The sequence below is a fragment of the Duganella sp. GW821-FHT07G03 genome (assembly GCF_059418605.1).
In genome coordinates, this window is the sequence record NZ_JBWKQE010000001.1 from 819,234 (window position 1) to 837,911 (window position 18,678).

General features: G+C 65.1%; 14 protein-coding genes. 3 read left to right on the top strand and 11 right to left on the bottom strand.

Translation table 11 applies throughout. From position 1 onward, the window contains the following. Positions 1–9: 9 nt before the first annotated feature. Entirely contained in the window at positions 10–2,187 is a 2,178-nt protein-coding gene (locus tag AC07OK_RS03735) for a cyanophycin synthetase (RefSeq protein ID WP_494689001.1), read from the bottom strand. A gap of 261 nt (positions 2,188–2,448) precedes the next feature. Between AC07OK_RS03735 and AC07OK_RS03740 the strand changes: the two genes are divergently transcribed. Beyond that, complete coding sequence (locus AC07OK_RS03740) at positions 2,449–4,722, top strand: cyanophycin metabolism-associated ABC transporter (RefSeq protein WP_494689002.1); 2,274 nt, start codon at positions 2,449–2,451, stop codon at positions 4,720–4,722. A gap of 12 nt (positions 4,723–4,734) precedes the next feature. Continuing rightward, positions 4,735–5,202 (top strand): cyanophycin metabolism-associated DUF1854 family protein, encoded by a 468-nt coding sequence (locus AC07OK_RS03745; RefSeq protein ID WP_494689003.1) that lies wholly within the window; start codon positions 4,735–4,737, stop codon positions 5,200–5,202. Positions 5,203–5,212: 10 nt separating this feature from the next. Here the strand turns inward: AC07OK_RS03745 and AC07OK_RS03750 are convergent, their stop codons facing one another. Next, positions 5,213–5,836, bottom strand: a complete 624-nt coding sequence (locus AC07OK_RS03750; RefSeq protein ID WP_494689004.1) for a 2OG-Fe(II) oxygenase — start codon at positions 5,834–5,836, stop codon at positions 5,213–5,215. 252 nt (positions 5,837–6,088) lie between these two features. Here AC07OK_RS03750 and AC07OK_RS03755 point away from each other — a divergent pair, with 252 nt between their 5' ends. Next, the gene (locus tag AC07OK_RS03755; RefSeq protein ID WP_494689005.1) at positions 6,089–6,553 is read left to right on the top strand and encodes a hypothetical protein; all 465 of its coding nucleotides are present in this window, start codon (positions 6,089–6,091) and stop codon (positions 6,551–6,553) included. Here AC07OK_RS03755 and AC07OK_RS03760 read toward each other — a convergent pair. The 9 genes from AC07OK_RS03760 to AC07OK_RS03800 form a co-directional block, all read right to left on the bottom strand. Then, a complete protein-coding gene (locus AC07OK_RS03760) occupies positions 6,545–7,579 on the bottom strand; it encodes a hypothetical protein (RefSeq protein ID WP_494689006.1) in 1,035 nt (344 codons plus the stop codon). The two genes, AC07OK_RS03755 and AC07OK_RS03760, sit on opposite strands and share 9 nt — an antisense overlap. A gap of 39 nt (positions 7,580–7,618) precedes the next feature. Continuing rightward, positions 7,619–9,190 (bottom strand): oleate hydratase, encoded by a 1,572-nt coding sequence (locus AC07OK_RS03765; protein WP_494689007.1) that lies wholly within the window; start codon positions 9,188–9,190, stop codon positions 7,619–7,621. Positions 9,191–9,316: 126 nt separating this feature from the next. Then, positions 9,317–9,928 (bottom strand): hypothetical protein, encoded by a 612-nt coding sequence (locus tag AC07OK_RS03770; protein ID WP_494689008.1) that lies wholly within the window; start codon positions 9,926–9,928, stop codon positions 9,317–9,319. A 160-nt stretch (positions 9,929–10,088) separates the two neighbouring features. Then, complete coding sequence (locus AC07OK_RS03775; RefSeq protein ID WP_494689009.1) at positions 10,089–11,378, bottom strand: sugar MFS transporter; 1,290 nt, start codon at positions 11,376–11,378, stop codon at positions 10,089–10,091. A 21-nt stretch (positions 11,379–11,399) separates the two neighbouring features. Next, positions 11,400–13,928 (bottom strand): glycoside hydrolase family 3 protein, encoded by a 2,529-nt coding sequence (locus tag AC07OK_RS03780; protein ID WP_494689010.1) that lies wholly within the window; start codon positions 13,926–13,928, stop codon positions 11,400–11,402. A gap of 30 nt (positions 13,929–13,958) precedes the next feature. Continuing rightward, complete coding sequence (locus tag AC07OK_RS03785; protein ID WP_494689011.1) at positions 13,959–15,323, bottom strand: GH1 family beta-glucosidase; 1,365 nt, start codon at positions 15,321–15,323, stop codon at positions 13,959–13,961. A 4-nt stretch (positions 15,324–15,327) separates the two neighbouring features. Next, on the bottom strand, positions 15,328–16,326 hold the full coding sequence (locus tag AC07OK_RS03790) for a glycoside hydrolase family 5 protein (RefSeq protein ID WP_494689012.1): 999 nt from the start codon (positions 16,324–16,326) through the stop codon (positions 15,328–15,330). Between the two features lie 76 nt (positions 16,327–16,402). Beyond that, positions 16,403–17,419, bottom strand: a complete 1,017-nt coding sequence (locus AC07OK_RS03795) for a LacI family DNA-binding transcriptional regulator (protein ID WP_494689013.1) — start codon at positions 17,417–17,419, stop codon at positions 16,403–16,405. A gap of 73 nt (positions 17,420–17,492) precedes the next feature. Next, the coding region (locus AC07OK_RS03800) for an ABC transporter substrate-binding protein (protein ID WP_494689014.1) at positions 17,493–18,678 on the bottom strand (1,186 nt) is incomplete at its 5' end.

Genomic DNA, 18,678 nt, shown 5'->3' on the forward strand with positions numbered 1-18,678 from the left:
CGTGATGTATCAGTGATGAGTTCGCTTTGGATTCGCATCGAAGGTGCGCAGGCCGGCGCCGATCAGCTCCGGCGACAGGCCCAGCGCCCAGCCGGCGGCGATCGCGGCCAGCACGGCTTCCGGCGGCACCAGCGGCGACAGCGGCAGGCTGGCGACATCTTCGTGGCCTTGCGCCAGCACGATGCGGCTCGCTTGCTGGTCCTGGCGCTGGAACACCACGCGCTTGCCGTCCTGGCGGTGTTTGGCGATGGCGGCCAGGTGCTCGTCGACGCCGTAGAAGATCACTTCGCCGTCGCACAGGTCGGCCATGTCGACCACTTGCGCGTCGGCGGCGTTGAGCACCGCCACGCCGCTCGGCAGGATGACGTCGACCTGGGTGCGCAGCACGCCGTACAGCTTGTCGTGGCTGTCGATGTAGAACTCGGCCACGTCCTCGAAATCGCTGACGTCGGTGACCACGCCGACCGCGCACTTGTCGTAGGCCAAGCCTTCGGTCAGGATCATGCGGGCGCTGGCTTCGAACACGCCGGCTTCGACGTTTTTATTCAGCAGCAGGCGTTCGCCGGTTTCCCAGTCGCTGAAGCCGTCGCGCGGCAGCAGGCGGCCGTTGACGAACAGGCCGTCGGCGCAGGCCAGGCCGACCTTCTTGCCGCTGATTTGCAGCAGCCAGGCGATCAGGCGCGAGGCCATGGTGGCGCCGTGCTTGCCGGCGATGCCGACGATGGGCATGCGGCCGCTCTGCTCCGGCGCGAACAGGTGGTCGACGATGGCTTCGCCGACGTTGCGCGGCTCGCCGCTGGCCGGCTTCAGGTGGGCCAGCAGGCCGGGACTGGCGTTGACTTCGATGATGGCGCCGCCCTGCTCTTCCAATGGACGGGAGATGTCGGCCGCCACCACGTCGATGCCGGCGATGTCCAGGCCGACCACGCGCGCGGCCAAGGTGGCCATCGCGGCCACTTGCGGGTGCACCTGGTCGGTGACGTCGAAGGCGACGTTGCCGTTCGGCTGGATCAGCACTTTCTGGCCGTCCTGCGGCACGGAATAGGCGGTCATGCCCTGGCGCTCCAGCTCCAGGATGATCTCGGCGCCGTGCTCCGGCGCCAGCGCGTTCAGCGGCGAATCCTCGGTGGTGCCGCGGCGCGGATCGGTGTTGATCTGGTCGTCGACCAGCGCGATGATGTTGGAGCTGCCGTTGCCGGTGACCCACAGCGATTCGCCGGCGGCGGCGGCGATCAGGCGCTTGCCCACCACCAGCAGGCGGTGTTCGTTGCCGGCGATGAAGCGCTCGACGATCACGCTGGTGCTGTCGCCCTTGCGCGCGGCCAGCGCGTAGGCGGCGGTGACGTCGGCTTCGGTCATCAGGTTGAGCGAGACGCCGCGGCCGTGGTTGCCGTCATACGGCTTGACCACCACCGGCACGCCGATGTCCTTGGCCGCCTCCCAGGCCGCCTCGGCGCTGGTGACCAGCTCGCCTTCGGGCACGGGCACGCCGCACGAGGCCAGCAGCGACTTGGTCAAGTCCTTGTCGCTGGCGATGCCTTCGGCGATGGCGCTGGTTTCTTCGGTCTCGGCGGTCCAGATGCGGCGCTGCATGGCGCCGTGGCCCAGCTGCACCAGGTTGCCGTCGGTCAGGCGGATCGATGGAATCTTGCGCACGGTGGCGGCGTCGACGATGTTGGCGGTGCTCGGCCCCAGGCAGACCGACTCGACCAGGTCGGTCAGGTCGATGACGGTGGCGGCCAGGTCGTAGGGCTTGTCTTCGATCATCGCCATCAGCAGGTCGCGGCCGGCGGCCAAGGCGGCGCGTCCCACCTGCTCCTGGCGGGTGCGGAAGGCCATCTTGTACAGGCCGGTGCCGTCGCCGATCTGGCGCGTCTTGCCGAAGCCGGTCTTCATGCCGGCCAGGTTTTGCAGTTCCAGCACCACGTGTTCGAGGATGTGGCCGGCATACGTGCCGTCGCGCAGGCGCTCGAGGAAGCCGCCGTGCTCGCCCACGCCGCAGCGGTGGACGATCAGCCCCGGCAGGATCGCCGTCAGGCGCTCATACAAGCCAGGCAACAAATTCGAGGGAAATTTCTCCAGTTCGCCAATATCCAGCCACGCCTCGATCACCGGGCGATAGGTCCAGATGTTGGGTCCGCGCAAATGGGTTACGCGGAGAACTTCTATGTCTTTCTTCTTGGTCATGTTTCTATTCTTGTATCTTTGTTATCAGCCGTGGCCAGCCCGCGCCGTATTTTAACCTCTGTACCACCGCCTGCGGCCAAATTGCATTTGGCCCACCCTGCGCGTGCGTTATACTTGCCGCCAACAAAACACTGGTTTTTCTTGATTTCTGTCAAGGATGTAACCAATGACAGAATACCGTAAATAAAGCACTTATATCAGTCGCAACTTCGACTAGTTCCACCTTTGTTCCACCTTTTCGCCACCGGAGTACGCTGCACGATGACAACAGAACAACTTTCCTCCAACTCCAGCCAGAGCGAGCTTCCTGAACGCTGGCGTTCCGAGATACAGGCACAACTTTCCCAAGAGGAAAACGTTGTAAGTGCCCTGGAGGTTGACTTGGATGAACAACTTCGTTTCGCCAAGGGGATAATTCTCGTCACCGAACGTGGTGTGCTGGCGCGCGCGCCGGGCCGCGGCGACTGGCAACGTTGGCCTTTCGCCAAGGATCTGCTGCTGAAGCACCACGACCACGCGGGCGTCGGCCACCTGGAGCTGATCGACGACAGCGGCCGCCTGGCCGCCTGGCGCTTCACGCTGGGCCAGAACCTGCACGCGATCCGCCTGGTCGAGCAGTTCGGCGCGCACCGCGACAGCCATGCGCTGGGCGTGCCGGTGACGCGCGAGGAAAAGAATGTCTGCCCGAGCTGCAAGGCGCCGCTGGAGCCGGATCAGGAAGAATGCCCGATCTGCACCAAGGTGGTCTACACGCCGCCGTCGACCTGGACCCTGTTCCGCCTGTGGCGCTTCGCCAAGCCGTACAAGCTGCCGCTGGGTTTCGGCTTCGCGCTGATGCTGCTGTCGACCGGCGCCCACATGATTCCCCCTTACCTGACCATCCCGCTGATGGACAAGGTGCTGATTCCCTACCAGAACGGCCAGCCGGTCGATGCCTCGCTGGTGGCGCTGTACATGTCGGGCCTGGTGGCGTCGGCGGTGCTGGCGTGGATACTCGGTTGGGGCAAGACCTATGTGCTGGCGCTGGTGTCGGAGCGCATCGGCGCCGACCTGCGCACCGAGACCTACGACCACTTGCTGCGGCTGTCGCTGGAATACTTCGGCGGCAAGCGCACCGGCGATCTGATGTCGCGCATCGGCAGCGAGAGCGACCGCATCTGCGTGTTCCTGTCGCTGCACCTGCTGGACTTCGCGTCGGACTGCCTGATGATCATCATGACCGGCGTGATCCTGTTCTCGATCGATCCTTGGCTGGCCTTGTTCACGCTGCTGCCGCTGCCGTTCATCGCGTGGCTGATCCACGTGGTGCGCGACCGCCTGCGCACCGGCTTCGAAAAAATCGACCGCGTGTGGGGCGAAGTGACCAACGTGCTGGCCGATACCATTCCCGGCATCCGCGTGGTGAAGGCGTTCGCGCAGGAGTCGCGCGAAGCGTCGCGCTTCCGCACCGCCAACAAGCACAATCTGGCGGTCAACGACAAGCTCAATAAAATCTGGTCGCTGTTCTCGCCTACCGTCTCGTTCCTGACGGAGCTGGGCCTGCTGGTGATCTGGGTGTTCGGCATCTACCAGGTGTCCAAGGGCCATATCACGGTCGGTGTGCTGTCGGCCTTCATCGCCTACTCCAGCCGCTTCTACGGCCGCCTCGATTCGATGAGCCGCATCGTCTCGGTGACGCAGAAATCTGCGTCGGCCGCCAAGCGCATCTTCGATATTCTCGACCACGTGTCGTCGGTGCCGGAGCCGGTCAATCCGGTCAAGCTGGCCAAGGTCGATGGCAACATCACCTTGCGCGAAGTGGGCTTCCGCTACGGTAACCGCGCCGTCAACCGCGGCATTTCGCTCGACATCAAGGCCGGCGAGATGATCGGCCTGGTGGGCCATTCGGGCTCCGGCAAGTCGACGCTGGTCAACCTGATCTGCCGCTTCTACGATGTATCGGAAGGCGCGATCATGCTCGACGGCGTGGACATCCGCTCGTTCGCTGTGTCGGACTATCGCCGCAACATCGGCCTGGTGTTGCAGGAGCCGTTCCTGTTCTTCGGCACCATCGCCGAGAACCTGGCCTACGGCAAGCCGGAGGCGACGCGCGCCGAGATCATCGCCGCCGCGCGCGCCGCGCATGCGCACGAGTTCATCCTGCGCCTGCCGCAGGGTTACGATTCGATGGTGGGCGAACGTGGACAGGGCTTGTCCGGCGGCGAGCGCCAGCGCATCTCGATCGCGCGCGCGCTGCTGATCGATCCGAAGATTTTGATCCTCGACGAGGCCACGTCCTCGGTCGATTCCGAGACTGAAAAAGAAATCCAGCGCGCGCTGGAAAACCTGGTGCAAGGCCGCACCACGATCGCCATCGCGCACCGCCTGTCCACCTTGCAGAAGGCGGACCGCCTGGTGGTGCTGGACCGCGGCGTGGTGGTGGAAGAAGGCGCGCACGACGACCTGATGGCGCGCGAAGGCGCCTACTTCCGCCTGTATCAGGCGCAGGCCCGCAACGTCGACACGGATCTCGACGACAGCGCCAGCAAAGAATAAGAGAACAAGCATATGACGACGACATTTGATTTGACCCGTAATCCCTTTGGCCGCCTGGTGTTGACCACGGCCGAGGGCGAAGTGCACGAGAGCGTGGCGCCGGTGCGCGCCTTCCCGGTGCAGGCGCCGGACGACGGCATCGCGCTGGTGAGCACCGATGGCAAAGAGGTAGGCTGGATCGACCGCATCGAGGACTTGCCGGCGGCGGTGGGCCAGCTGGTGCGCGAGGAGCTGGAGGGACGCGAGTTCATGCCGGAGATCGCGCGCATCAACAGCGTGACCAGCTTCGCCACACCGTGCACCTGGTCGGTGGCGACCGATCGCGGCGACACCGAGTTTGTGCTGCGCGGCGAGGAGGACATCCGCCGCCTGACGGTGGACACGCTGTTGATCTCCGACATACACGGCATCCACTACCTGATCCGCGATGTGCGCGATCTGGATAAGCACAGCAAGAAAATCCTCGACCGCTTCCTGTAAGCGCGTGCCGTCAGTGCGGCCGGCGGCGGAACCAGCCGGCCAGCGACAATCGGTCGTGCGTGGCCGGCAGCACTTCATGCGGCATGTCGGCCGACATGAACAGCACCAGCCGGCTGCCCATCGGCGCGATGTCGCAGCTGGGCGCGTCCTGCGGATACACCCGCAGCGCACCGCCCTGCTCCACCTGCCAATCCGGATTCAGATAGATCACCACCGAGACGGTACGCAGGTCGTCGTCGCGAAAGCGGTCCAGGTGTTTGTGGTAGGCGGCGCCGGGGGCGTAGTGCGCGAAGTGGCTTTCGTAGCTGTCGAGACCGAGGAAGAACTCCCGGTTCAGCGCCAGTCGCAGGGACTCCATCACCAACAGATAACTGTCGCAGGCGGCGGACTGGCCGGCTTCCAGCCACAGGATGCGGTCGCCGCGTATCTCGCTGCGCACCGCCTGCGCGGCGCCGCGGCCGACGGCGGCCAAGGCCAACGCGCCAGCGGCCGCACCGGCGCGGCATTCGGCGGCCAGGGCCAGCGTCAAATCATGGGATAAAAACAGGTTCTGCTGCGACCAGCCGTGCAAGGCCAGTCCATCGAGTGTCAATTGATGCAGGCCATCGGCGCTGGCGGGGAGTTCGTTGGGCATAGGACTCCTGGTGAGCGGCCATAGTATCACCCCAATTCGCTGACCAGTCTGGCGCACTGCTGATTTGGCACAAGCCGATCTCAGAAAGCAGTCGCAAGATGGATTCGCGCGCCCGTCAGTCCGGGCCCGAAAGGCCTACAATGAAGCTCCCGGATCCCAAATCCTTTGTGCCTCCACGCACGATACCCTAGCCCAAACGCCGGAAGCGCAAACCCAAGCCGGAGCAGCCTCAGCCGAAGAAAGGGGAATGACATGGAACTGGACAAGGAGCAATTACAGATTGAGTTGCGCTACGCACAGCGCTTTTGCCAGCGCAGCGTGCGCTTCTATCGACGCATTCAAACCACATTCACATTTATCAGTTTGTTGGCCGGCAGCAGCGCCATTGCCGCCATCGCGGCACAAATGCCGGTCGCGGCGACATGGATGCTGGCAGCGTTCTCCATTTTTGGGATCCTCAATTTCGCGATACGACCGGCCGAAAGGATTGCGGCGTTCCATGCTGACGTGCGCAAATATGCGGCGTTGATCACCAAGTCTGACCTGCTGGACGCATCCGCCATCCAGCATCTGTTGCATGAAGCCAGACAAACCGATGCCGAGGAAATCGAGCCTCTGCGCGCGGTCGCGTACAACGATGTCATGCTCGAAATCGACGAACCGAACTCGCTGATTGAACTGAGTCCGATGCAAAAGCTGATGGGCGTTCTAGCCTGATTCCACCAGCCGGCCGCGCACGGCGTCGATGAAGGCGTCGGGCTTGTCCAGGCTGATGCAGATGCGGGTGATGGCTTGCGCACGGCCAAAGGCATTGGCCAATGTGCTGCCGGGTTTGAGGCGCAGCTCCACGTTCATGCTGCCGAACTGGCGGTAGCGCAGCAGGCCGCGCTGGCGGTGGATGTCGTCGCCGCAGCGCGCCACCGATTCGATCAGGTGAAAAGGCAGCGCGCGGTCGGCCGCGAACACGCCGTAGCGTATCAGGATCGCCTTGTCGTCCAGCGACACCGGCCGCCACTGGCTGGCGCGGTATTCCGCCACCAGGTACAGCACCGACCACACGCTAAGCACATCGACCACCCATGCAAACACCGGCCGCACCGCCACCAGGTGCAGCATCAGGTGCGACAGCGGCATCTCGAACAGCATCACCATGATCAGCGCGAACTGGTTGGAGACGTTGCCGTCGTTCTTGTCGTAGCTGAAGTGCTGCTGGCCGGCGAAGCGCAGCTGATCGCCGCGCCGCATGAACAAGCCGTAGTACCAGATCCGCGCCTCGAACAGCGCGAACGGCGCGAAGCCGGTGCCGGCGAAGCGGCCGTGGATGGCGGTCGCCAGCGCCTCGTCGGCATTGCCGCTCAAGCGCATCAACGCCCTGATACGACGCACCATGTACACCAGCAAGAACAGCTCCAGCGCGCCCTGCGCCACCGCCAGCAGCGGCCAAAGCCGCTCGACGCCGCGCCACAGGTCCTTGCTGCCGTTGGGGATAATCAGGCTGCCGAAGGCGAATCCCGCCATCGCGAACACCACCCACTTGAGCAGGAAGGCCTTCCACGACGGGCGGAACATGAAGTAGTACAGCAGCGGGAAGCTCACCAGCAGGTCACCCAGCAAAGGCCAGTCGACCATGTTGCGGCCGTAGTCGTTGGCGATGAACGGCACGCGGAAGTAGAGGTAGTGCGCCGACATGGTCAGCAAGACGATCAGCGCGAACCAGTGTTTTCTTCCGATGCCTGCAATCATGGACACTCCCCGTGTGGTGGACACGGAGAGTATAGCCGTCTATTTAAAAGCTTTCACGAGCGCGTCCAGTTTCACCTTCAGCGACTGGTCGTGATGGCTGACGGGCGGCACTTCGCGCTTGACGCCAAGTAGCTGGTACACCGCCATCTGCGCCGCACGCACCGAGTATTCGACGGTGAACACCACGTCTTCCGCCACCTCGACGAACTGGCTGACGAAGGCCAGGTTGCGCGAGTTGGCAGGCACCGGCAACGGACGGTCGCTCTTGAAGCGCGGCATGAACATGCTGGTGATGTAGGGCATGCGGCATGGGATGCAGTTCGCCTTGGCCATGATCTCCATGTCGAAATTCAGGTGGCCGCACAGTTCGCGCAGGATCTCTTCGCCGCTGCAATCGGCCATGGGCTTGGCGACGAAATTGCCGATGCGGTCGGGGTGCAGCGAGTAACCCCAGAACACCTGCACGCCTTCCGGCTGGCCGGCGAAGTGCGGCTGGTGGGCCAGCACGATCGACATCAGCCAGCTCGAATCCTTGAACGTCACCAGTCCGCCGGTGCCGGCCACGTTGCCGCTGAACTGCTCCATCTTGTCGAAGAACGCCGGGTCTTTCAGCGTGACCGTGAACGACTCCCACCACGATTCCGGAATGCTGGAATTGAAGGCGGCCGGATTGCCGAACTGCGGACGGTCCACCGCCAGCTTTTCCCACAAGGCCCAGCCCTGGCTATCGCGCTTGTCCAGCTTGGGCGGTGCGCTGCGCATGCTGCCGAAGCTGGAGGCATCGGTCATCGAACCGTTCTGGAAGAACACCAGGTCGTGCGGGGCGACGGCGATGGTCATGGCTTCGCCGTTGCGGGTGCACTTCAACGCGGTCACGGTCAGCGTGCCGCCCGCCTCCAGCAGCTCGATGTCGTCGACCTTGCAGTTGCGGACGATCTGCACGCCCTGCTGTTGCAGCCAGTGCTGCAAAGGACGCACCAGCGAGTCGTACTGGTTGTAGACGGTGCGCTTGACGCCGGCCAGCGTTTCGATGCGCGAGAACTCCATCATGAAGCGATGCAGGTAGCGCTTGAACTCCAGCGCGCTATGCCACGGCTGGAAGGCGAAGGTGGTGGCCCACATGTACCAGAATTTGGTGTCGAAGAATTCCGGCGACAGCCGGTCGGTGATGGCGCTGTTGCCCAGTTTTTCTTCGTCGGCTTCGGCCAGCGCCAGCAGCTCGGTGCGGTCCTGCATGCTGAAGCCCATCGACGTGACGTCGACGCGGAAGCGGTTGCGGTCGACCAGGCGGGCCTGCGAGTGCGATTTGTGCATCTCGTTGAAGGCCACGGTTTCGTCGTAGACGCTCTGGCCTTCGTGCTCCAGCGACGGGATGTTTTTGAACAGCTCCCAGGTGCATTCGTAGTTGTCGGTGGTGAGCATGCGGCCGCCGCGCAGCGTGTAGCCGGTGTCCGCGTTGCCGCCGCCATCGAGGCTGCCGCCGGCCAGCGGCATCGCTTCGAAGATGGTGATGTTTTTGCCTTCGACGCCGCCGTCGCGGATCATGAAGGCGGCTGCGGACAGCGAGCCGATGCCGCCGCCGACCAGATATGCTTTGATGTTATTGCTCATGGCACTGTCCTTTTAGTGTAAGTAAGTTGCCATGATAGTGGGGGTTATGTTGTCAAAAATGCCGTACGTTACACCAAAGCACTACTTCCATGCGCCAGATCAAAAATTGAAAAATAATATAGGCCATCACTCGAAGGCGACGTCTTCGAGCCGGAAGCGGAATTTTCTGCGCTCGGGCTCCGTCCAGCCTTGGCCGGGGATGGTGTTGCGAGGTGGGGGCGATGATGGGACAGCAGGCGGCGCTACGCACGGTGCGCTGGCAATGAGCGGGGCCGGCGCGGCGGCTGGGACGCTCGCGACAGCGGATGTGGGCGGTGCTACTGCTGTTGCGCGCGCCAGTTCGCGGCGGCGCACGCCGGCCAGTTTCCAGTGCTTTTCGCCGGGCATGCGGATGGAGATGTCTTGCCATGCGTTGCGCACGCTGTCGGCGTAGCCACTGGCGAATTGGTTGGGCGAGATGGCGCGGCCTTTGTACATGAGGTGGTCGCCTTCGACGATGGCGTATTCATGGTCGCCGCGGTAGGCCATGCGCAGCCAAGTACCTTCGGGCAGGAACAGCGTTTTCCACTGGTAGCCGCGCGGTGCGGCGTCAGGTGCATGGCCCGATGTTGCGAGCCAATGGCGAATCGCGGCATCGACCGCTTCGGCCGGATCGATGCTCGCTCCGGTCTCGCGCAGCCGTTCCATCAGTGCGAACAGGGTGGAGGGGGAGACGTTCACACTCATTGTAGCAACCATGCTGTTCTCCTTACTGAAACCTGCTGAATTCTGCTTCCGGCTACTGAGTTAGACCGCAGCAGCCCAAGGAAGTTCAATTCAGTAGAATTCAGTAAAAAATTCAGCAGGTTTGCTAGAAGGAGCGCGCGGGTACACCCATGGTGGGTATACCCGCGGCAAATTACTTCTCCGAATACATGCCGGCGTATTTCAGGCCGAAGTACAGGATGAAGGTGTAGCAGGCGGCGGGGACCAGGAAGGACATCTGCAGGCTGATGGTGTCGGCCAGCAGGCCTTGCGCGAACGGCACCAGCGCGCCGCCGACGATCGCCATGCACAGCACGCCCGAACCCTGGCCGGTCAGTGGGCCGAGTTTATTCAGCGCCATCGAGAAGATGGTCGGGAACATGATGGAGTTGAACAGGCCGACCGCCAGCATCGCCCACATCGCCAACTGGCCGCCGCTGAAGATCGCGATCAGCACCAGCGCGATCACCGCCGCCGAGTTGAAGGCCAGCGCCTTGCCAGGGCTGACGTAGCGCATCACGGCGAAGCCGATGAAGCGGCCCACCATCGCGCCGCCCCAGTAGTAGCTGACGAAAGGCGCCGCGTCGGCAGGCGACAGGCCGGCCACTTTCGCATCGCCGATGAAGTTGATCATGAAGCTGCCGATACTGACTTCGCCGCCCACATACAGGAAGATCGCCACCGCCCCCAGCACCAGATGGCGGTGTTGCAGCACGGCCGACCAGCCGGCGCTTTCGCCGTCCGCCTGTTCGGCGTCGACGATCTTGGGCAGGCGCGCCAGCGCGAACAAGACCGCCAGCGCCAGCAAGGCCGCCGCCAGCACCAGGTACGGGCCTTGCACGCTGGCCGCCTGGGTCGTATGGTAGGCCGCCAGCTGCTCGGTGGTCAGCTTGGCCATGTCGGCGGAGCTCATCACGCCGCCGGCCAGGATCAGCATGCCGCCCAGCGTGGGCGCTACGGTCGTGCCCAGCGAATTGAAGGCCTGGGTCAGCGTCAGGCGGCTCGACGCCGTCTGCGGATCGCCCAGCACCGTCACGTAAGGATTGGCCGCCACCTGCAGGATGGTGATGCCGCCCGCCAGCACGAAGAAGGCGATCAGGAACAGCGTGTAGCCGCTGGTCGCCGCCGGGTAGAACAAGGCGCAACCGGCGGCCGCGATGGTCAGGCCGGCGACGGCGCCGTTCTGGTAGCCGATTTTCCTGATCAGCATACCGGCCGGCAGCGAGACGATGAAGTAGGCGCCGAAGAAGCAGAACTGCACCAGCATCGCCTGCACATAGGTCAGCGTGTAGACCGCCTTCAGGTGCGGGATCAGCACGTCGTTCAGGGAGGTCAGCAGACCCCACATGAAGAACAGGATGGTGACGATGATCAACGGACCGGTGTTACCGCCGGTCTGGGTCTGGCCGCCCGACATCGGGACGGCTGGGGAATATTGTTCCATGCTTTGAGAGTCTCCTGATTTTTATTTAAAGTCGCCGCACGCCAGCGCATCCTTGTCCCTGGCGGCGCCGCCAACGATCTGGATGTTGGCGAAGCTCGCGGCGAACGGCGCATCGGCGGCCACGCTGAACGGCGTGCTCAATGCCGCCAGCGACAGTCCCTTGGCGCTGAAGCAGGCCAACGGGATTTTAACCGTCTGCTTGCCCTTGCCCGCCAAGCGCTGGAACACGGCGCTGGCGTCCAGCTCCACCGTTTCGATGCCGACGCTGACCTTGCCCTGCGGCGCAGCCGACACGATAGCATCAAATTGCAGCGCGCCGTCGGTCGCGGCGAAGGCCGGCAGCTTCTGCGCCTTGGCCGCTTGCGCTTCCAGTTTGGCCGCGCCGGTCCAGGTGAGGCGCTTGGCGTCCTGCTGGGTGTTGATCTGCGCGGTTTCGACGGTGACGGTCGACAGCTTGAAGACGGCGTTCAGGTCCGCGCCCAGGGCCACGCGCTGGCCGCCGCTGCTCACATACAGCGCATAGGTCGAACGGTCGGCCGGCGCGTACACCGGCACCGCCGTGGTCTTGCCGCAGCCGCCGGCCGGATAGCCGGCGTCCAGCAGCGGCAAGGCGCCCTTGCTCGCATAGGTCAGACCGTAGCCGTATTTGAACAGCGGATCGTAGGCCGCGTCGCCGACGTTTAGCGGCGACTGGCAGGCCGACTTCGGCCACGAGAACGACAGCTTGCCGTGGAAGTCCACATTGACCTTGCCGTCGGCCTTGCGGAACAAGACATCGGACACGCCCTTGCCTTCGGTGCCAGGCAGCCACGCCGAAACGAAACTGTCCGACAGGTTGAGCAGGTCGTTGACGAACAGCGGACGGCCGGTCACCAGCACCGTCACCACCGGCTTGCCCTTGCCCGCCACCGCCTGCAACACCGCCAGGTCCTCGGGATGGCGGCCGGTCAGGCGCAGCGTGCCCGATGGACCGATGTCGCCGTCGCCTTCCGCATACGGCGTCTCGCCGATGACGGCGATGACGGCGTCGAACTTGCCGAGGTCGACGCCGGCGGCGTTTTCGCTGAAGGTGACGTTGTCCGCACCGGCGGCGTCGCGGATGCCGGCCAGGATGGTGTCGCTGACCGGATAGTCGCTATTCTTGTTGTCGGTGCCCTGCCAGGTCAGCGACCAGCCGCCCGACTGGTTGGCCATGCTGTCGGCGCTCTTGCCGACCACCAGGATCTTCTTGCCGCGCGCCAGCGGCAGCACGCCGCCGTTGTTCTTCAACAGCACCAGCGATTCGCGCACCGCCTGGCGCGCCAACGCGCGTTCCTGCAGCAGCTCCTGCTTGCCGGCGTAGATGTTCTGCGACGGCTTCTTGCCGTCGAACAGGCCGGCGCGCAGCTTCACGCGCAGGATGCGGGTGACGGCGTCGTCGATGCGCGCCATCGGGATCTCGCCCTTCTCCACCTGCGCGATGGTGTTGGCGATGAAGGCCTTCCAGTGTTCCGGCACCATCACCATGTCGACGCCGGCGTTGATCGAGGCGGCGCAGCTGTCGTTGGCGCAGCCCGGCACCTCGGCGATGGCGTTCCAGTCGCTGACCACCAGGCCGTCGAAGCCCATCTTGGTTTTCAGCGCGTCGGTCAGCAGCTCTTTACTGCCGTGCATCTTGCCGTGGTCGACGCCGCCCTTGACGTCGTTCCAGCTGTTGAAGGACGCCATCACCGTCTGCACGCCCGCTTGCAGCGCCGGGTAGTAGCCCTGGGCATGGATGTTGATCATGTCCGCCATGGTCGCCTGGTTCTCGCCGCGGTCCTTGCCCTCGGCCGTGCCGCCGTCGCCGATGAAGTGCTTGGCGGTGGCGACCACGGTGTGGTCCGATTTCAGGTCACCCTGCAGGCCCTTGACGTAGGCGCCGGCGTAGTCCTTGACGATGGCCGGATCTTCAGAGAACGATTCGTAGGTGCGTCCCCAGCGGTCGTCGCGCACCACGGCCAGCGTCGGCGCGAACACCCAGTCGATGCCGGTGGCGCGCACCGCCTTGGCCACCGACCTGGCCATCTGGCCGATCAGCTTGGCGTCGCGCGCGGCGCCCAGGCCGATGTTGTGCGGGAACAGCGTGGCGCCGTACATATTGCTGTTGCCGTGCATGGCGTCGATGCCCCAGATGACGGGGATCCGCACCTTCATGTCGGTGGCCATTGAGGCGTCGTAGTAGGCGTCGGCCAGCTTGACCCAGTCGGCCGCGCTGGCGTGCTTGTTCCCGTCCGGCCAGCTGCCGCCGCCGTTCAGCACGGAGCCGATGTAGTACTTGCGGATGTCGTCCGGCGTGCTGAATTTGATTTCCGGCTGCGTCATCTGGCCGATCTTCTGCGCCAGCGTCATGCCGGCGACGATCTGCGCGATGCGCGCCTCCATCGCTTTGTCCTGCTTGACGGCGCTGGTGAGGTGCGGCCAGTCGGCCAGCGGCTTGGCGGCCGGCGCGGCGGCGGTTGCGATGGCGCCGCCCAGCGCCAGCGTGGCGGCCAGCACGGCGCGGCGCAGGATGTGGTTATTGGTTTTCATTCGGTGCTTGTCTCCGTTGTTGATGGTGTTTTATGCGTCGCGCAAGAAGGCGCTGTACCACTGGCCGCTTTGCTTGAGGATGCGGCGCTGCGTCGGGTAGTCGATATAGGTCAGGCCGAAGCGGCGCAGATAGCCTTCCGCCCATTCGAAGTTGTCCAGCAGGCTCCAGGCGAAGTAGCCCTTGATGTTGCCGCCGGCGGCGATGGCGTCGCGCACGGCGGCCAGGTGGCGGATCAGGTAATCGCGCCGCGCCGTGTCGTTGACGGCGCCGTCCGCGCCCAGGTGGTCGTCGTAGGATGAACCGTTTTCGGTCACATACAGATCGCCGGTCGGGTAGTCGCGCGCCACGCGCGCCAGCAGTTCGACCAGGCCTTGCGGCGACACTTCCCAACCGAAGTCGGTGCGCTGGCGGTCCTGTGGATAGACGATGGCGGTGCGCAGCGGATACTGGTCCGGCGCGTCCTTCACCACCTCGGGGAAGTAGTAGTTCACGCCAAGGAAGTCCATAGTCGCGGCGATCGCCTCCATATCGCCCGGCAGCACCTGCGGCGCGTCCTGGCCCACCAGCTGCAGCGCCAGCGCGGGATAGCCGCGTCCATACAGCGAATCGAGGAACCAGCGGTTGCGCAGCGCGTCGTGACGCGCAACGGCCTGCTGGTCGGCGGCGCTGTCGCTGGCGGCTTTGACCGGATGCAGGCTCAGGGCGATGCCGACCTTCGCGCCCGCCACGTTGGCGCGTATCAGCGGCACCGCCAGGCCATGAGACACCAGCACGTTGTGGCACACCTGCAGCGCCAGCGGCAGGCTCTTGTTGCCCGGCGCGTGCATGCCGTCCCAGTTGCCGTGCATGGCCGTGCACCACGGCTCGTTGTGCGTGATCCAGTGCTGCACGCGGTCGCCCAGGTGCTTGCTGACCACATCGGCGTAATGCAGGAAGGCATCGACGGTGGCGCGGTTGGCCCAGCCGCCCTGGTCCTCCAGGTACTGCGGCAGGTCCCAGTGGTACAGCGTGCACCACGGCTGCAGGCCGCGCGCCAGCATGCCGTCCACCAGCTTCGAGTAGAACGCCAGTCCCTTGGCGTTCGGTTCGGCGTCGACGCCGTTGAAGATGCGCGGCCAGGCGATTGAGAAGCGGTAGGAGTTCAGTCCCATGGACTGCGCCAGGTCCAGGTCCTCCTCCCAGCGGTGGTAGTGGTCGCAGGCCACGGCGCCGCTGGAGCCGTCGCGCACCTTGCCCGGCGTGGCGCTGAAGGTGTCCCAGATCGACGGCACGCGCCCGTCTTGCGCGGCGGCGCCCTCGATTTGATAGGCCGATGTCGACACGCCCCACAGGAAGTCGCTGGCAAAGTCGGAACGCTGGATCGCCGTAGGCAGGTCGGTAAGAATCATGGTCATGGTTTTAGTTTTTGTGGGCGAAGGGAGTGGGCGGTACGGTGGCGTTCATCCATTTGATGACGGTTTGCTGCGGTTCGTAAGGCACGCTGCCGAACAACCGGAACAGGTTTTCAATCTCGGCCAGCGAGGCGGTGTTGAAATCGAGCTTGGGGATGCGTGCGCCGGGCGCGTTGGTCACCATGCCCCAGCTGCCCTTGCCCTGCCCGCCCTGGTTGGTCAGCAGCTTGTAGGCCCAGGCGGTCGAGGCCCAGCCGTTGGCGACGTAGCTGTCGTAGCTGGCGCGCGTGACCTGGCCGCCCAGCTCCGCGCCCATGGCGGCCCACGGCTGGAACTCGCCGATGAAGTAGGCGGTGTCCAGTTTTTCCTGCTGGGCCTTCCATGCGCACACGCCGCCCTTGCCGCCAGGGCCGCATTGCAGCCAGTCGCGGTGCACGTCGACGCCCGGCTTGCCCCAGCCAAAGTGGCCGGGATAGGGATGCATCTCGAACGCCACGTTGACCTGGCCCTGCTCGGACGGTTTGCCGTAGGCGTCTATGCCCTTGCTATGGCCCGGCAGGATGATCACGTGGTTGGGATCGACCTTGCGGATCTCGCGATACAGCGTGCCCATGACCACGGCCAGGTTGTCCGGCGTCGTGCCCCACGGTTCGTTGAGGATGCTGTAGCCGGCCACCGCGCCGCGGTCCTTGTAGCGCGCGGCGATCCAGTTGTCGCGGTACAGCGCATACAGGCGCTCGCGCTGGGCGTAGCCGAAGCGCCGGTCCAGCACCGCCTCCAGCTTGCACTGGTCGTCGATGCCGGCGCCGCCCTGGCCCATCATCCAGAATTCCTGGATCAGGTAGTTGCCCAGGTTGACGCCGCGCAGCGCCGGCGCGCTGCCGTCGGCCGCCAGCCAGCGCGTGCCCGCCGTGTGCAGCATGGGCAGCGCGGCCTGCGCCTCGGCGGCGCCGGCCAGCAAGGCTGTCGCCAGCCAGGCGGTGCTCAGCAATCGTGTCGTGACCATCCTGCGCCTCCGTGTGTGGAATCGTTTCCAATATACTACAAAAAAAGAGCGTGCGACCGGCGCACACCCTCATTCTTTACCGCTGTTCAGCGGGCGGCGCCAGCGACGCGCGCTGCGTCACGTGCACGCTGTAGGCCCGCTCGACCGGCCGCTGCAACGCGTAGCAGCGGTTGAGCAGGAAGTTCAGGCCGTTCAAGGTCATCTCGCTCCACGGGATATGCACGCTGCTCAGGCGCGGCGCGGTGAATTCCGCGCTGTGCGTGTCGTCGTATCCCAGCACCGAGACCTGCTCCGGCACCGCCACCCCCGCCTGCTGGAAGCAGGACAAGGCCCCCACCGCCATTTCATCGTTGGCGCAAAACACCGCCGTGAAGGCGTAGCCCGACGCTAGCAGCTGCTCGGTGCAGGCCCAGCCGCCCTCCGGCGAAAACTGCCCGTCCTCCATCCACACCGACGCCGGATCTATGCCCGCCGCCGCCAGCTCCGCCATGAAACCGGCGATGCGCTGCTGGTTGTCCGGCGCGCTGGCGCGGCCGGCGATCACCGCGATGCGGCGGTGGCCCAGCTCCAGCAAGGTGCGCGCCGCCAGCCGGCCGCCGGCCTCGTGGTCGACGGTGAAGCACTGCTCGGCGATGCTGGCGAAACCGTGGTTGATCACCGCCACCCGCGACTGGAACGGCCCCAGCGCCTCAAAGTCCTGGTCCTCCAGCGCATTGCTCATCACGATCAAGCCGTCGCTGCCGCGCTCGATCAGGAAGTTGACGCCCTCGATCGCCTGCTGCCGCGCGTCGCCCTCGCCGACGCCGAAGGCCACCACCATGTTCAAGCCGCTGGCCCGCAGCGCCGTGTAGATCGACTGCAGGATGGGCGTGTAGAACGTCCCGCTCAAATACGGGATGTACACCCCTATCATCTGCGAGCTGCCCGACAACAGCGAGCGCGCCGCGTGCGACGGCCGGAACTCCAGCTCCTCGATCGCCTTGCGCACCTTTTCCAGGGTCGCCTGCGACACCGAACCCTTGCCGCTGATCACGCGCGACGCTGTGCCCAGCCCTACTCCCGCCAGGCGGGCTACGTCTTTGATGGTTGCCACAGCTTCCCTTATCCGTTCAGTCGGCGGCAAGCATACCCCATCGCGCCCGGCGGTGACAAGCGCGCCGGCGGGTTCAATCGCGCAGCGCGGCGGCGATGCTCTTCTGCGCCTTCTCCACCGGCATGCGGGTGTTCCAGAACGCCGTCAGCACATCCTGCAGGGCGCCGTTCTGGTCGGGCGTCAGGTAGACCTCGACCATGCCCAGCGGGCGCGCCTTGTCCTTCATGATCGCCATGCCGGCCTGGGCGCAGGCGTCCATCGACGACACGTCGATGTCGCTGCGCACCGGCAGCGAGCCTTTCAGTTTGCTGAACGCCAGCTGCGCGGCCGGCGCCAGCATGGTCGTGGCCAGCAGCTTCTGCGCCTTGACGGCGTCGGCGTTGGACGTTTTCGGGAACACGAAGGCGTCGCCCGAGATCAGGTAGGGCACGGCCGGACCCAGGCCGGCGATGCAGCCGTAGTCCTTGCCGGCGCTTTGTTTGGCGGCGGCGAACTCGCCCTTGGCCCAGTCGCCCATGATCTGCACCCCGGCCTTGCCGCTGATGAGCATGGCGGTGGCGTCGTTCCAGTTGCGGTTGGGCGAGCCGGGATCGACATAACCCTGCAGCCGCTTGAAGGCCACCAGCACCTGCTTGAACGCCGCCGAATTGAGCGCCTTGGGATCGCGCTCGCGCAGCACCTGCAGGTACAGCTCCCGGCCGCCGACGTTGGCCAGCATGGCCTGGAACACGATGTTTTCCTGCCACGGCTGGCCGCCGTGCGCCAGGCCGACCAGGCCGGCCGCCTTGAGCTGGTCGAGCGCGGCGAACAGCTGCTCCGGCGTGGCCGGCTCGGCGGCGATGCCGGCCTTCGTGAACGCCGCCTTCGAATACCAGATCCAGGTCGACATGTGGATGTCGACCGGCAGCGCGTAGTAATGGCCCTTGACGCGGACCACGTCGAGCAGCGGCGCCGGCATCAGCTGGTCCCAGTGGTCGCGCGCGGCGATGTCGTCGACATTGTTGAGCGAGCCCTGGTCGATCAGGTCGCGGAACTGCTTGGTGGTGTTGAACTGGGCGGCGGTGGGCGGATTGCCGCCGACGATGCGGTTGATCGCCACCGCCTTGGCCTGGTCGGCGCCGGCCACGGCGGTGTCGACCCAGACGCCGCCGGCGGCGCGGTAGGCCTCGGCGAACTTGCGCACGGCGGCCGACTCGCTGCTGGAGGTCCACCAGTGCATCACTTCGGCGCGCGGCCCGGCGGCCGGCGCGGCCGCGTGG

Bases quoted from the DNA above. Each gene is read 5' to 3' on its own strand.
- AC07OK_RS03735 (WP_494689001.1), bottom strand. From the start codon at position 2,187: ATGACCAAGAAGAAAGACATAGAAGTTCTCCGCGTAACCCATTTGCGC.
- AC07OK_RS03740 (WP_494689002.1), top strand. From the start codon at position 2,449: ATGACAACAGAACAACTTTCCTCCAACTCCAGCCAGAGCGAGCTTCCT.
- AC07OK_RS03745 (WP_494689003.1), top strand. From the start codon at position 4,735: ATGACGACGACATTTGATTTGACCCGTAATCCCTTTGGCCGCCTGGTG.
- AC07OK_RS03750 (WP_494689004.1), bottom strand. From the start codon at position 5,836: ATGCCCAACGAACTCCCCGCCAGCGCCGATGGCCTGCATCAATTGACA.
- AC07OK_RS03755 (WP_494689005.1), top strand. From the start codon at position 6,089: ATGGAACTGGACAAGGAGCAATTACAGATTGAGTTGCGCTACGCACAG.
- AC07OK_RS03760 (WP_494689006.1), bottom strand. From the start codon at position 7,579: ATGATTGCAGGCATCGGAAGAAAACACTGGTTCGCGCTGATCGTCTTG.
- AC07OK_RS03765 (WP_494689007.1), bottom strand. From the start codon at position 9,190: ATGAGCAATAACATCAAAGCATATCTGGTCGGCGGCGGCATCGGCTCG.
- AC07OK_RS03770 (WP_494689008.1), bottom strand. From the start codon at position 9,928: ATGGTTGCTACAATGAGTGTGAACGTCTCCCCCTCCACCCTGTTCGCA.
- AC07OK_RS03775 (WP_494689009.1), bottom strand. From the start codon at position 11,378: ATGGAACAATATTCCCCAGCCGTCCCGATGTCGGGCGGCCAGACCCAG.
- AC07OK_RS03780 (WP_494689010.1), bottom strand. From the start codon at position 13,928: ATGAAAACCAATAACCACATCCTGCGCCGCGCCGTGCTGGCCGCCACG.
- AC07OK_RS03785 (WP_494689011.1), bottom strand. From the start codon at position 15,323: ATGACCATGATTCTTACCGACCTGCCTACGGCGATCCAGCGTTCCGAC.
- AC07OK_RS03790 (WP_494689012.1), bottom strand. From the start codon at position 16,326: ATGGTCACGACACGATTGCTGAGCACCGCCTGGCTGGCGACAGCCTTG.